This window comes from Acidisoma sp. C75 (assembly GCF_054665095.1).
This window is the reverse complement of record NZ_BAAFHD010000005.1, coordinates 120108-132922: the sequence shown is the minus strand read 5'-3', so window position 1 is coordinate 132922 and position 12815 is coordinate 120108. Positions and strand designations below refer to the sequence as shown.

12 protein-coding genes and 1 tRNA gene are annotated in these 12815 nt (G+C 66.7%); 2 read left to right on the top strand and 11 right to left on the bottom strand.

The features are described 5' to 3' along the window. The first annotated feature begins 66 nt into the window (after positions 1 to 66). Positions 67 to 1773, top strand: coding sequence for a phospholipase C (locus ACYQ7X_RS08545; RefSeq protein WP_459696529.1), 1707 nt, complete (start codon positions 67 to 69; stop codon positions 1771 to 1773). Between the two features lie 24 nt (positions 1774 to 1797). After that, positions 1798 to 3198 (top strand): cytochrome-c peroxidase, encoded by a 1401-nt coding sequence (locus ACYQ7X_RS08540; protein WP_459696528.1) that lies wholly within the window; start codon positions 1798 to 1800, stop codon positions 3196 to 3198. Positions 3199 to 3623: 425 nt separating this feature from the next. On the opposite strand, the gene ACYQ7X_RS08535 is transcribed toward ACYQ7X_RS08540, so the two are convergent. The 11 genes from ACYQ7X_RS08535 to gyrA all read right to left on the bottom strand — a co-directional run bounded on the left by ACYQ7X_RS08535 (position 3624) and on the right by gyrA (position 12668). After that, positions 3624 to 4379 carry an ABC transporter permease gene (locus tag ACYQ7X_RS08535; protein ID WP_459696527.1) on the bottom strand — a complete coding sequence of 252 codons (756 nt, stop codon included), beginning with the start codon at positions 4377 to 4379 and terminating at the stop codon, positions 3624 to 3626. Next, positions 4379 to 5137, bottom strand: a complete 759-nt coding sequence (locus ACYQ7X_RS08530) for an ABC transporter ATP-binding protein (protein WP_459696525.1) — start codon at positions 5135 to 5137, stop codon at positions 4379 to 4381. The genes ACYQ7X_RS08535 and ACYQ7X_RS08530 overlap by 1 nt, the downstream gene beginning before the upstream one ends. Further along, on the bottom strand, positions 5137 to 5844 hold the full coding sequence (locus ACYQ7X_RS08525; RefSeq protein WP_459696524.1) for a TenA family protein: 708 nt from the start codon (positions 5842 to 5844) through the stop codon (positions 5137 to 5139). Before ACYQ7X_RS08525 ends, ACYQ7X_RS08530 begins: the two co-directional genes overlap by 1 nt. A gap of 36 nt (positions 5845 to 5880) precedes the next feature. Beyond that, positions 5881 to 6825: an ABC transporter substrate-binding protein gene (locus ACYQ7X_RS08520; RefSeq protein WP_459696523.1), complete on the bottom strand. Its 945-nt coding sequence runs from the start codon at positions 6823 to 6825 to the stop codon at positions 5881 to 5883. Between the two features lie 129 nt (positions 6826 to 6954). Then, a complete protein-coding gene (locus tag ACYQ7X_RS08515) occupies positions 6955 to 7341 on the bottom strand; it encodes a YidH family protein (RefSeq protein ID WP_459696521.1) in 387 nt (128 codons plus the stop codon). Between the two features lie 136 nt (positions 7342 to 7477). Next, on the bottom strand, positions 7478 to 7726 hold the full coding sequence (locus ACYQ7X_RS08510; protein WP_459696520.1) for a DUF2171 domain-containing protein: 249 nt from the start codon (positions 7724 to 7726) through the stop codon (positions 7478 to 7480). Positions 7727 to 7909: 183 nt separating this feature from the next. Beyond that, entirely contained in the window at positions 7910 to 8398 is a 489-nt protein-coding gene (locus tag ACYQ7X_RS08505) for an N-acetyltransferase family protein (RefSeq protein WP_459696519.1), read from the bottom strand. A 334-nt stretch (positions 8399 to 8732) separates the two neighbouring features. Further along, positions 8733 to 8808: transfer RNA gene (locus ACYQ7X_RS08500), tRNA-Lys, on the bottom strand. A 106-nt stretch (positions 8809 to 8914) separates the two neighbouring features. Continuing rightward, on the bottom strand, positions 8915 to 9397 hold the full coding sequence (locus ACYQ7X_RS08495; protein ID WP_459696696.1) for a peptidylprolyl isomerase: 483 nt from the start codon (positions 9395 to 9397) through the stop codon (positions 8915 to 8917). A gap of 59 nt (positions 9398 to 9456) precedes the next feature. Then, on the bottom strand, positions 9457 to 9981 hold the full coding sequence (gene coaD / locus ACYQ7X_RS08490) for a pantetheine-phosphate adenylyltransferase (RefSeq protein WP_459696518.1): 525 nt from the start codon (positions 9979 to 9981) through the stop codon (positions 9457 to 9459). A gap of 2 nt (positions 9982 to 9983) precedes the next feature. Continuing rightward, positions 9984 to 12668, bottom strand: a complete 2685-nt coding sequence (gyrA, locus tag ACYQ7X_RS08485; protein WP_459696695.1) for a DNA gyrase subunit A — start codon at positions 12666 to 12668, stop codon at positions 9984 to 9986. Between the last annotated feature and the right edge of the window lie 147 nt (positions 12669 to 12815).

The window sequence follows — 12815 nt, the reverse complement described above, 5'->3', positions numbered from 1 at the left end:
AATTCACCCGCGGGCCTTGGCCGCCATTTTAGCTCAGGGCCTCAACGCCAATCCTGCGGAGGCTTCATGTCGCGATCCACGCTCCTCTCCCGCGCTGCATTGCCGGCGCTTCTGACCGGCCTCGCCCTGGCCTGCGCCGGAGCCCGCGCCGCCGATGCCCCCTTGGGCGCCCGCGCGCCGAGCCAGATCGCCGATACCGCCGAAGCCTTGCCGACCGCGACGCCGATCAAGCATCTCGTGGTGATCTATGACGAGAACGTCTCCTTCGACCATTATTTCGCGACCTATCCCAAGGCCACCAACCCGCCCGGCGAACCCGCCTTCCAGGCCAAGCCCGGCACGCCGCCGGCCAATACCCTGGCCGCCGCGCATCTGCTGACCAACAACCCGAACTTCACCAACAAGCAGAACGGCGCGGATGCCGCCGAGCCCTTCCGGCTCGACCGTAGCCAGGCGGCGACCGCCGATCAGGACCATGCCTATACGGCCGAGCAACTCGCCTATGATCACGGCCGCGCCGATCTCTTCCCGAAATATACCGGCAGGGCGAGCCCCGGCGGCGTCGGCGCCTTCGGGACCAAGGGCCAGGTGATGGGTTATTTCGACGGCAATACCGTCACCGCTCTCTGGAACTACGCGCAAGCCTTCGCGATGAGCGACAATGCCTATAGCGACACCTACGGCCCCTCGACGCCCGGCGCGCTCGAAGTCGTCTCCGGCCAGACCAACGGGGTGAAGCTCGTCGCCACCACGCAGAAGCCCTTCAACATCAAGACCGCCAAGAAATCCTACTACATCGAGGATGGCGCAGGCGGCATCGGCATGATCAACGATGTCGATCCCGCCTACGATCTCTGCTCGAACCCCAAGAACCAGGTAGCGATGCAGGGCCGCAATATCGGCGATCTGCTGAACGCCGGCGGCATCAGCTGGGGCGGCTTCATGGGCGGCTTCGATCTCGGCACGACCAATGCGAACGGCACGACGGGCTGCAAGCGCAGCACCTATTCCGATATCGTGCATGCGACGATCAAGGATTACATCCCGCATCACAACTGGTTCCAATACTACGCCTCGACCGCGAACCCGACGCATGCGCGCCCGGCCGCACTCGGCGATATCGGCTATAGCCTGGATGCCAACGGCAAGCCCGATCCGGCGAACCACGAATACGGCCTCAAGGATTTCTATGCCGCGGTGAAGGCCGGGGATTTCCCCGCCGTCTCCTACATCAAGATGCCGGCCTATCAGGATGCCCATGCCGGCTATTCCAACCCGCTCGACGAGCAGGAGGGCGTCGTTTCGCTGGTCAATTTCATCGAGCATCAGCCGGGCTGGAAGCATACCGCGATCATCCTCGCCTGGGATGATTCGGACGGCTGGTACGACCATGCCTTCACCAAGGTGCTCAACCCTTCCGCCAATGCCGAGGCCGATCAGCTCGACGGGGCGGGCCAATGCGGCAGCGGCACGCCGCTCCCGGGCGTTGCCGGCAAGCCGGTGAACGGGCGCTGCGGCCCAGGCACGCGCCTGCCCTTCCTCGTCATCTCGCCTTATGCGAAGCGCGACGCGATCACCCATAACCAGATCACCCAGGCCTCGGTGATCCGCTTCATCGAGCATAACTGGCTGCACGGTGCGCGCCTGGGCGGCGGCTCCTTCGATGCCTCCTCGGGCTCGATCCTGGATATGTTCGATTTCGGCAAGGGCGGCACCACGCCGCCGCTCTTCCTCGATCCCAAGACTGGCGAGGTGCTGACCGGGGCAGGCTGACCCGGGCGCGGTGACCGGAGCGCGATGACCGGCCGAGATCCGATGCGCGGCATCCTGCTTGGCCTTGCGGGGGCGGCCGGCATCGCCCTCGCCGCCGCCACGCTGCTCGTGCTCGGCAGCCCGGTGGGGCTTTCCACCTGGCTCGCCGACCCGGCGCAGGCGCTGACGCTCAGCGAAGGCTTCAACCCGCAGCCGGTCGCGCTCCGGCGGCCGACCGCGCGGCCGCTATCGGCCATGGCGCTGCTTGGCCGCGCGGTGTTCTTCGATGCGCAGCTCTCCGCCTCCGGCCGTCTCTCCTGCGCCTCCTGCCATGATCCGGCGCGCGCCTACGGGCCGCCGAGCGGGCTTTCCGCCGTCTATGGCGGCCCGCATCTCGAACGGCAGGGCGTGCGGGCGGTGCCTTCGCTGATGTATCTGGAGCGGCAGCCGAATTTCAGCATCGGCCCGGATAATGAGGAGAACGAGGCAGTCAGCCTCACCCAGCTCGCGGCAGCCGGCAAGGATGCGGCGCGCGCCCGCAAGACGGCTGCGACGACCGCGGCGGCGGCAGCCAATCTCGTGCCGCAAGGCGGGCTCTTCTGGGATGGCCGGGCGGACCGGTTGCAGCAGCAGGCGCTCATCCCGCTGCTCAGCCCCTTCGAGATGGATGGCGGCAGCATCGCCGCGGTCGCCGCCAAGCTCGCCGCCGCACCCTATGCCGGGCAGATGCGCATGCTGTTCGGCGATACCATCTTCGACGATCCCGCCATGGCGGTTTCAGAAGCGATGTTCGCGGTCGCCCGTTACCAGATCGAGGATACCGCCTTCCATCCCTTCACCAGCAAGTTCGATTTCTGGCTGGAGGGCAAGGCGCGGATGAGCACGGCCGAACTCCGCGGCTATCTGCTCTTCAACGATCCGGCGCGGGCTGATTGTGCGGGCTGCCATCTCGACCGGCCGACGGCCGATGGCAGGCCGCCGCTCTTCACCGATTTTCAGTACGAGGCGCTCGGCGTGCCGCGCAATCCGGCGCTCCACGCGAACGCCGACCCGCACTATTTCGACCTCGGGCTCTGCGGCCCGTACCGGACGGACCTCAGGGCCGACACGCAATATTGTGGCCTGTTCCTGACGCCGACTTTGCGCAATGCCGCAACCCGCCATGTTTTCTTCCACAACGGCGTCTATCACAGTCTCGATCAGGTTCTGGACTTCTACGATTTCCGCGATGTCGATCCCGGCCGCATCTATCCGCGCCGGGCCGATGGCAAGGTGGCGGTGTTCAACGATCTCCCGCGCCGCTATCGCGCGAATGTCGATCGGGTCGATCCGCCCTTGAACCGACATCCAGGCGAGCCGCCGGCGATGAGCGCCGCAGACCGGCGGGATATCATCGCGTTTCTCAAGACGCTCACAGACGGCTACCGCCCGCCGCCCGGCCGCTGACCTGCGCGGGGCTCACGCGCCCCGCACAGCCGAAATCCATGAGGAATTGCATTACGTTAGCGGGTGAAGGGCGTATCATGCGCCGGCGAGAGCACGGCTGGGAACGGGGCGCAACTATGCTGGCCTCGCACAAAAGTGCATTGCTGCACCGCACATAAGGCCTTGCAAAGATCCGATCAATAGCCTAGGTAGAACGCAGCACGACGGCGGTCTTTGATCGTGTCGCTGCTTTCTTGGACGTTTCCTCCCTAAACTTGGCGGTACTTCGGTGCCGCCTTTTTTTTGTCTAGGGCAAGGACTGTTAACCATGGAAACCCCTGCCCTGCAAGGCCGAAAGTGAAATTTCCTGTTGCACCTTACAGTGTTTGCATTTCCATAATTGCGTAAGAACGTGCATGTCGCCCCGCGGCGGCCTCACTTCCCGCTCAGGATGGCGGTGCCGTTTCGGGAAGCCAATAAAGCAGTCGGCGCATCCCCCAGTCCACCACAGTCCAGAGCAGCACCGTCATCACCGCCAGGATGAAGAGGGCCGCGAACATGACATCGGTCTGGATGCGGGCATTGGCGTTCATCATCACGTAGCCGAGCCCGGCCGAGGAGCCCACCCACTCGCCGATGATCGCGCCGATCGGGGCGATCGCGGCTGCCACCCGCAAGCCGGAGGCGAAGGCAGGCAGCGCCGCCGGCAGGCGGACATGGCGGAGCATCGCCCAGCGGCTCGCCCCCATCCCGCGCGCGAGATCGAGCCAGCCGGCATCGACGCGGCGCAGCCCATCGAAGAAGGAGGCAGTGATGGGGAAGAAAATCACCAGCACCGCCATCACTACCTTCGATGCCATGCCGAAGCCGAACCAGAGCACGAGCAGCGGCGCCAGCGCGAAAACCGGAATCGCCTGGCTGAGCACCAGCACCGGCAGCAGCCAGCGCCGCAGCCCGCCCGAGAAGACCATGGCAAGCGCGAGGCCAGCCCCCATCAGGATGCCGATTGCCAGGCCGAACAGGATTTCGAGGAAGGTGGTGAGGGTCGCGGCGCACAAGGTCTGCCATTGCCCGATGAGGGCAAGCGCCACCTTGGGTGGGCTCGGCAGCATATAGGGTGGGATCGGGGTGAAGGCGGTGATCGCCCACCAGACGAGGATGAGGCCGAGCGCGGTGATGCCCGGGCGCAGGATGCGCCGCATCACGCCTCCTCCGCCTCCGCCGCCAATTGCCGCATCAGCCGCCCCTGGCTCGCCAGCAGTGCCGGATCGTCCGGCAGGCGCGGCGGCGCGCCGGGCACGGTGATGGGGCGGCCGAGCCGCGCCGGATGGCCGGAAAAAACCAGCAGGTGATGGCCGAGGCGGCAGGCTTCGAAAGGATCATGGGTGATCAGCAGAACCGTCCGCCCGGCCAGCACTTCCGCCGCCAGTTCCTGGATACGGGCGCGGGTGAGGCTGTCGAGCGCCGAAAAAGGCTCGTCCATCAGCACGATCGGCCGGTCTTCGTAGAGCGTGCGGGCGAGCGCCACCCGCTGGCGCATGCCGCCCGAGAGCCCGGCCGGCATGGCGGCGGCGCGCCCGCCAAGGCCGACGCGGCCGAGCAGATCGAGCGCCCGCCCCCGGTCCGCCGCCTGGCCGCGCAGGCGGCTGCCGAGGGTCACGTTCTCCACCGCCGACAGCCAGGGAAAGAGCAGATCCGTCTGGCCCATATAGGCGATCCTCCCGGCCAGCGGCGCACCGTCGCTCGCCCGCACGCGCCCGACACTCGGCTCGGCGAGCCCGCCCAGGATCTTCAGCAGGCTGGTCTTGCCGATCCCGCTCGTCCCGAGCAGAGCGACGAAGCGGCCGCCGGGAATGACGAGATCGAGGTTTTCGAAGACCGGCACGCCCGCGAAGCGGAGGCTGAGACCTTCGGCGATCAGCCCCGGGGCAGCGGCGGTGGGGCGAGCCTCCGCCGCCATCACGGCGCGCTTCCGCTCCGCTCCGGCCAGCCGACCCCCCAGAAGGCCGCTTCGAGCAGGCAAGCGGTGCGGAAGCTATCGAGCAGCGAGTGGTAGCGCGCCTCCCCACCACGCCGCGCACCCAGCGCATCGAGGTCGCGGATCGCGGCGGCGACCGTCATGCGGTATTCGGCCCCGGCATAAAGCCGGATCCAGGGCGCGTAGGGATTGCCGTCGAGCACGGTGCCAGGGGCTGCCAGCAGGCGCTCGGCAATCTCGGCATAGCCGGCGAGGCAGGGGGCGAGCGCGACGGCGAGATCGAGCCCATCCCCGGCGCCGCCGCGGGCCAGCACGAAGCTCGTATAGGCGGTCATCCGCAGATCCGGCACCGCGGCGGCGAGATCCTCGGGCGAGACGCCCCATTCCTGAGCATAGGACCGGTGGAGCGGCATCTCCACCTCGAGCAGGGCCGTCAGCGTCCGGCTGGCGGCCGTGATCTCGGCAAGCGTCTCCCCCTTCATCGCGGCCAGGGCATAGGCGCGGGCATAATCGATGAGGAAGAGGTAGTCCTGGATCAGGTATTCCCTGAACCAGGCCGCCGGCAGGCTGCCCCGCCCCAGCGCGTCGAGGAAGGGATGCGCCACATAGGCCTCCCAGGCTGGGCCGGCATCGCGCCGCAGGCGGCCGAAGAGGCCATGCGCGTAATCCGGCGCGTCACCATTCGCCATCCTCTCTCTCCTCACTTGCGAGACGCTGCCCGGCCGTCAGGGCGCGGAGAGTTGCACGGCGTAATCGGCGAGCGGAAGCTCCTTCGGGATGAGCTTGTGCTCCGCCATGAACCGCCCATAGGCGCGGTAGCGCGCGGCATCGAGCGTGAAGGGATTGCGGGCGAAATAGGGCAGCGTCTGGAACCAGGCAGTCTTGTTCAAGGTATTGTTGAGATCGGGGTGCTGCTTGATGAAGGCGGCCCAGACCGCCTGCGGATGCGCTTCGAGATAGGCGGTGCCTTCCTGCAAGGCCGCGAGGAAGGCCGCGATCTTGGCGTCATGCGCCTCCCGCTTGTTGGCGATCAGCACCAGCTCGTCATCCGCCGGCACGCCGTAATCCTGCGGGCTGAAGATCACCGGCTGCTGGCCCATCTCCTTCAGCTCGTTGACCTCGAAGTTGCGATAGGCGCCGATCACGGCGGCCACCTGATGGGCGGTGAGCGCGGTGACGAGCGCGAAGTTCACGTTGACGAGCGTAACGTCCTTGGGCGAGAGGCCGACATGGGCGAGCATGGTGTCGATGATCGAATCATCGATGCCGGCCACCGAATAGCCGATCTTGCGGCCCTTGAGATCGGCGAGGCGGGTGACGCCGCTGCTTTTCAGCGCCACCATGACGTTGAGCGGCTTGTCGATCAGCGTGCCGACGCGCACCACCGGCAGGCCCTGCGCCGCCATGAGGTAGAGCTGCGGCTGGTAGGTGAGCGCGAGGTCACCCTGCCCGGCCGCGATCTGCCGCGGCGGCAGGCTCGGATCGGCGGGGGCGATGATCTTCACGTCCAGCCCATGGCGGGCGAAGGCGCCGGAATATTCGGCCGCGAAGATCGGCGCGTGATCGGGGTTCACGAACCAATCCAGCAGCAGGGTGATTTTCGCATTGGCATGCGCCGCCGGGATGGCGGCGATCATGAGGCAGAGGCCGAGCAGAAGGCGACGCAGCACATCAATCTCCATCGGATAGGCGGGGGGCGCGCGGAAGAGCCGGCCACGGCGCCGGCCCCCGGAGGACGCTCCGCCCGCCCCTCTTAGCCTGTTCCGGGCGGAAGGTCAGGCCAGGAGCGGCGCGCTTTGTTACAGGGTTTTGACGACGGTATAGAGCAGGTAGAGGAAGAGGGTGAGGCCGAGGAGGACGAGCAGGCCGACGAGCATGAGGTCGATCCGCCCGCTTCCCGCCCGCCGCAGCTCGGCCGCCTCGATCGCGCGCCGCACCTCGCGATAGCGAATCGCCGCCATCACCATGATGGCGCCGCCGAGCAGGATGAGCAGCAGCCCGGCGACATCGCCCACCACCCGGCCGCCGGCCGAGAGCGTGTGCTGCGCGAGCGAGGCGGCGGCAACCTGCAGGAACAGCTCGAACTTCTCGACGAGAAAGCCGAAGGCCATGACGGCGAGCGCGGTGCGGACCCAGGCGAGAAAGGTCCGCTCGTTGGCGGCGTGGTCGCTATAGCGTTCGAGCACGCGAGCGGGTCTCCATCCTTCAGTATGGAGTATCGTCGGGCAAGAGGGCGCGCTTGGCTACTGCCAAAGCGACGGCCGAAGCGGCGCCGGCGGCGGTGGATCGCCCCGCCGGCCTTCACCTTGCCGCGATCCGCAGTCAGGCCTCTGCCGCCGGCGCCTGCCGGGCGGGACTAAGCGCAAGATCGGCATTGGCGCTGAGGCGGATCTGATGGCCCTCGATCGCGGCCACCAGACCGAGATCGACCGCCTGCGGCAGCCCGGCATGGCCCGGCAGGAGATCCTGCGGGGCCAGCCTGATGCAATGGCCGTGGACCTCCTCAACCCTACCGACCGGAACGCCGTCCGCGCCGATGATCTCCATATTCCGCTTGATCTTCTCTTTCATGGGGCGCGTCTCCTACCGCGAGGTTCAACTGCCTGGAGATTAGCGGCGGCCGGCGAGGCGGAGCATCGGCCTTTATTGACCGGCCGCGCGAAGCGGCAGGCTTCCATGCCCCGGCCGCAGGGCTTGCGCCCCAAGCCACCCACCGCCGATCGGCAGGACGAGACGGCCGTAAGCCGCGCTGCCTCAAGGCCCAGGTTTTCCCTCGGCTTCGTCGCCGAGGGGCTTGACCATCTTCACCATGTCTTCCTGAAAACCGAAGCGCAGATAGGCGGCGCGAGCCCGCTCATTCGTCGCGAAGACATAGAGCAGGAGCCCCAATCCACCCGTCTCGCGCGCCCATGCGCCGACAGCATCGACGAGGCGGCGGGCGACCCCCCTGCCCTCCTGCGCCGCATCGGTCACGAGCAGCAGGAGATGGCCCTGCGGCTCCTCAGTGAAGAAGTCCTTGTCCATCATCGCCTGGGCGACGCCGATCGGGCGATCGTCCTCTTCCACGCAGACCATCAGCACGTAGTCGCCGGGCGGCGGGTGGAAAAGCTTGGCCGGCGCGTTCGCGGCGCTGCGTGCCAAGGCCGCAGGGTCGCGCCAGGCAGGCAGACTCTCCCCCTCGAAGCGTCTCAGCAGAACGCTTATCCGGGCCTCGTCCTCCGGGCGCGCGATGCGAACTCTCATGGCGGTTCCCCCTTCTCAGACTGAAACCCGGTCCGGCGCCCTTCGGAGCAGCAAAATCGGCCCCGGCTCAGGCGCAACCCGCCGCCCGCACCCCGGATGATCGCGCCCGCCGACAATCAGCGGCGTGTCATGAGCGGCAGGCCCGCTCCTTGCGGACAGGCGTTGGCAGGCTGGGCAATGCCATGAGGTGGGCAAGAGCCGCGCAATCGAGGCGGAAGTGACGGAGCAATCCACACTCTGCTAAAAGCGGAGGTCAATCCGCATGGGGTCCGCATCCGGCTTCCGGCCGCCTCTACGGCGCCTCAAAAGAGGAAACTCTTCAATGTTTTCAAGATGGTGAGCCCGGTGGGACTCGAACCCACGACCCCATGATTAAAAGTCACGTGCTCTACCGGCTGAGCTACGGGCTCGTCTTTTAATGGCTGCCTTGAACGGCAGATAGAGGGCGGCGTCAAGCGCCCTGATGCGGGGCAGGCCCCGCGCGGAACGCGGGGCCTCGGACTCCCTGGGCCGTGGTCAGGGTGCCACGGTCATCTTCAGGATGCGGTCAGGATCGGTGACGAGGCCGTTGCCGCCCGAGCCCTTCTTGATATCCTCGACATACTGCATCCCCTCGATCACCTGGCCGACGATGGTGTACTGCCCATCGAGCCAGGGCGCCGGGGCGAGGCAGATGAAAAACTGGCTATTGGCGCTGTTCGGATCGGCCGTGCGCGCCATGCCGACGGTGCCGGTGAGGAATTTCGCATCATTGGTGAATTCGGCGGGCAGGTTGGGCAGCGTGCTGCCGCCGGTGCCGGTGCCGGTCGGATCGCCGCCCTGGGCCATGAAGCCGGCGATGACGCGATGGAAGGGGGTATTGTTGTAGAAGCCCTCCTTGGTCAGCGTGATCATCCGCTCCGCCGCCTTGGGCGCGAGGTCGGGCCGCAGCTGGATCACCACGGTGCCGTATTTCAGCTGCATGTCGAGCTTGTCGGATGCCGCCTGTGCGTCGCTCATACCAAATCCAATCATGGTTGCGCCGAGGGCGAGGGTCATCGCCTCTCTTCGGTTGATGCTCATGGCTCTCTCTGCCTCTTCACCCATGCGCCGAGATGCCGCTCCGTCTGGGGTGGAACGAAGCTCGACACATCTCCGCCCAGCAAGGCGATTTCCTTGACGAAGCGGGAGGAGATGAACTGATGCCGCTCGCTCGCCATCAGAAACACGGTCTCGATCTTGGGATCGAGCCGGTAGTTCATGCCAGCGAGCTGAAATTCGAAGTCGAAATCGGAAACCGCGCGCAGGCCGCGCAGAATGACGCTCGCCCCCATCTCGCGGGCAAACTGCACGAGAAGCGAGGAGAAGGGCCGCACCTCGATCGCGACCCCGGTTTCGCGCGCGGTCTCGGCCAGAACCTCGGCCACCAGCGCCACCCGCTCATCGAGCGAGGAGACCGGATTCTTGGCCGAACTGATGGCAACCGCGACGATCAGCCGGTCCACCAACCGCGCGCCGCGGGCGATGATATCGAGATGGCCGTTGGTGATCGGATCGAAGGTTCCGGGATAGACCCCGATCCGCTCCTGCCGCGCCACCGCCATGCTCAGGCCGGGCCCGCATCATCGGCAGCCGCCTCCGGCTCGGCCGGCTCCTCCATCACCGGGAAAACGCTCGTCACGCGCTCGCTCTCGGAAAGGCGGAGCAGCGTGACGCCCATGGCCTGGCGGCCGGTGAGGCGCACCTGATCGCCCGGCACCCGGATCAGGCGGCCGGTATCGGTCACGAGCATGAGATCATCCCCCGGCTGCACCGGGAAGGTCGCGACGACGGCGGTGCCGTTCCGCGCCGAGAGGGTGATATTGGCGATGCCCTGCCCGCCCCGCCCGGTGACGCGGTATTCATAGGCCGAGGACCGCTTGCCGAAGCCGCCATCGGTCACCGTCAGCAAAAGCTGCTCCGCCTCCCGCAGTTCCTGGAAGCGCTCATCCGAGAGCGGCGGCGCGCTGGCCAAGCCCTCTTCCGCCTCCACCTCGGCTTCGATCTCCGCCGCTTCCTCATCCCCGGCGCGGCTGCGCTTGAGATAGGCCGCCCGCTCCTCCACGCTCGCCGGCACATGGCGCAGCACGGACAGGCTGATCACCCGATCCCCCTCGGCGAGGCGGATGCCGCGCACGCCCGCCGAATCGCGGCCGGCGAAAACGCGCAGGTTGTCCTCATGGATCTGGAAGCGGATGCAGCGCCCGCGCTCGGTGCCGAGCATCACGTCATCCCCCTCGCGGCAGGTGGCGACGCCGATGAGATGGTCGCCCTCGTCGAGCTTCATGGCGATCAGGCCGGCCGCCCGCATATTGCGGAAATCGGAGAGCTTGTTCCGCCGCACATTGCCCGAGGCGGTGGCAAAGACGAGATGCAGGTTTTCCCACAGGCTCTCATCCTGCGGCAGGGGCAGCACGGTGGTGATGGCATCCGTCCCGAGTTCGGGCAACAGGTTGATGAGCGCGCGGCCCTTGCCCTGCGGCCCGGCCTCCGGCAGACGCCAGACCTTCTCCCGATAGGCCTTGCCGCCCGAGGAGAAGAACAGCACCCATTGATGGGTATGGGCGTTGAAGCTGCGGGTCACGATATCGTCGCCGCGCGTCGTCGCCGCCGTCCGGCCGCGGCCGCCACGGTTCTGCTGGCGGAAGGTCTCGAGCGGCGTGCGCTTGATGAAATTGTCCCGCGTGATGGTCACGACCATCTGCCCCGGCTCGATGAGGCTCTCGTCATCCTGATCGGCCGCGGCATCGGTGATCTCAGTCATCCGCGGACTGCCGATTTCGAGCTTCACCGCCGCCAGCTCGTCGCGCATCACTTCGAGGCGGCGGAGGCGCGAGCCGATGATATCGAGGAGGTCGCGGATCTTCTCCCCCACTTCCGTGAGTTCGGACTGGATCTTGTGCCGCTCAAGCCCGGTCAGCCGCTGCAGGCGCAGATCGAGAATGCCGCGCGCCTGCGCTTCGGTCAGGCGGATGCTGGTGCCGCTCAGCATGCTGGCGCGATCCTCGATAAGATCGAGCAGCGGCAGCACCTCTTCCGCCGGCCAATCCCGCTCCATGAGCGCCGCGCGCGCCGCCGCCGCATCCGCGGCGGCACGGATAATGCGAATGACCTCGTCGATATTGGCGACCGCGATGGCGAGGCCGACCAGCAGATGCCCGCGATCCCGCGCGCGGGCCAGATCGTGCCGGGCGCGGCGGAGAATGACCTCCTCGCGGAAGCTCACGAAGCACATCAGCGCCTCGCGCAGCCCCATCTGCCGGGGGCGGCCATTGTCCAGCGCCAGCATGTTGATACCGAAGGAGGTTTGCAGCTGGGTGAAACGGAACAGCTGGTTGAGCACCACTTCCGGCGTCGCGTCCCGCTTCAGCTCGACGACGATGCGCATGCCGTCGCGGTCGCTCTCGTCCCGCATGTCGGCGATGCCTTCGATCTGCTTGGCACGCACGAGTTCGGCGATGCGCTCCAGCAGCGTTGACTTGTTCACCTGATAGGGAATTTCGGTGACGATGATCGCCGTGCGATCCTTTCGGATCTCCTCGAATTCGGTGCGGGCACGCAGAACGATGCTGCCGCGCCCGGTTTCGAAAGCCTGGCGGATGCCCGAGCGGCCGAGGATGATGCCGGCCGTGGGGAAATCCGGCCCGGGGATGATCTTCATCAGCTCGTCCAGCCCGATCTCGGGATTTTCGAGCATCGCGAGCGTCGCCTCGATCACCTCGGACGGGTTGTGCGGCGGGATATTGGTCGCCATGCCGACGGCGATGCCATTGGCGCCGTTGACCAGCAAATTCGGGAAAGCAGCAGGCAGAACCTTGGGTTCTTCGGCGCTTTCATCGTAGTTCGGCTGGAAATCGACGGTATCGCGGTCGATATCGTTCAGCAGGAACATCGAGGCGGTGGCGAGGCGGGATTCGGTGTAGCGCATGGCGGCCGGCGGATCGCCGTCCACCGAACCGAAATTGCCCTGCCCATCGATCAGCCGCACGCGCATGGAGAAAGGCTGCGCCATGCGCACCAGCGCGTCATAGATCGAGGCATCGCCATGCGGATGGTATTTGCCCATCACCTCGCCGGTGATACGGGCGGATTTGCGATAGGGCTTGTCGGGCGTGAAGCCCGATTCCTGCATCGCGAAGAGGATGCGGCGATGCACCGGTTTCAGCCCGTCCCGCGCATCGGGCAGCGCGCGGCTGACGATGACCGACATCGCATAGTCGAGATAGGAACGCCGCATCTCGTCTTCGAGCATGACGGGCTGCGACGAGGGCGGCAGGGACGCGGAATTATCCGGGGGTATCGTATCGCTCAACGGGTCTCTCGGAGCTGCGCTCGGGCGAGCGTGGAAGGCGGATCACAAGGCGCCGCGGATGCGGGCCTATCGCCGTTGAAGACGGGC

What these genes read in the sequence shown, in the direction of transcription:
- coaD (WP_459696518.1), bottom strand. Translation starts at nt 9,981, where the DNA reads ATGGCGGTGGCGCGGCAGGAGCGGATCGGGGTCTATCCCGGAACCTTC.
- ACYQ7X_RS08530 (WP_459696525.1), bottom strand. Translation starts at nt 5,137, where the DNA reads ATGGCGGCGGAGGCTCGCCCCACCGCCGCTGCCCCGGGGCTGATCGCC.
- ACYQ7X_RS08545 (WP_459696529.1), top strand. Translation starts at nt 67, where the DNA reads ATGTCGCGATCCACGCTCCTCTCCCGCGCTGCATTGCCGGCGCTTCTG.
- gyrA (WP_459696695.1), bottom strand. Translation starts at nt 12,668, where the DNA reads ATGCTCGAAGACGAGATGCGGCGTTCCTATCTCGACTATGCGATGTCG.
- ACYQ7X_RS08505 (WP_459696519.1), bottom strand. Translation starts at nt 8,398, where the DNA reads ATGAGAGTTCGCATCGCGCGCCCGGAGGACGAGGCCCGGATAAGCGTT.
- ACYQ7X_RS08525 (WP_459696524.1), bottom strand. Translation starts at nt 5,844, where the DNA reads ATGGCGAATGGTGACGCGCCGGATTACGCGCATGGCCTCTTCGGCCGC.
- ACYQ7X_RS08535 (WP_459696527.1), bottom strand. Translation starts at nt 4,379, where the DNA reads ATGCGGCGCATCCTGCGCCCGGGCATCACCGCGCTCGGCCTCATCCTC.
- ACYQ7X_RS08540 (WP_459696528.1), top strand. Translation starts at nt 1,798, where the DNA reads ATGACCGGCCGAGATCCGATGCGCGGCATCCTGCTTGGCCTTGCGGGG.
- ACYQ7X_RS08495 (WP_459696696.1), bottom strand. Translation starts at nt 9,397, where the DNA reads ATGAGCGACGCACAGGCGGCATCCGACAAGCTCGACATGCAGCTGAAA.
- ACYQ7X_RS08510 (WP_459696520.1), bottom strand. Translation starts at nt 7,726, where the DNA reads ATGAAAGAGAAGATCAAGCGGAATATGGAGATCATCGGCGCGGACGGC.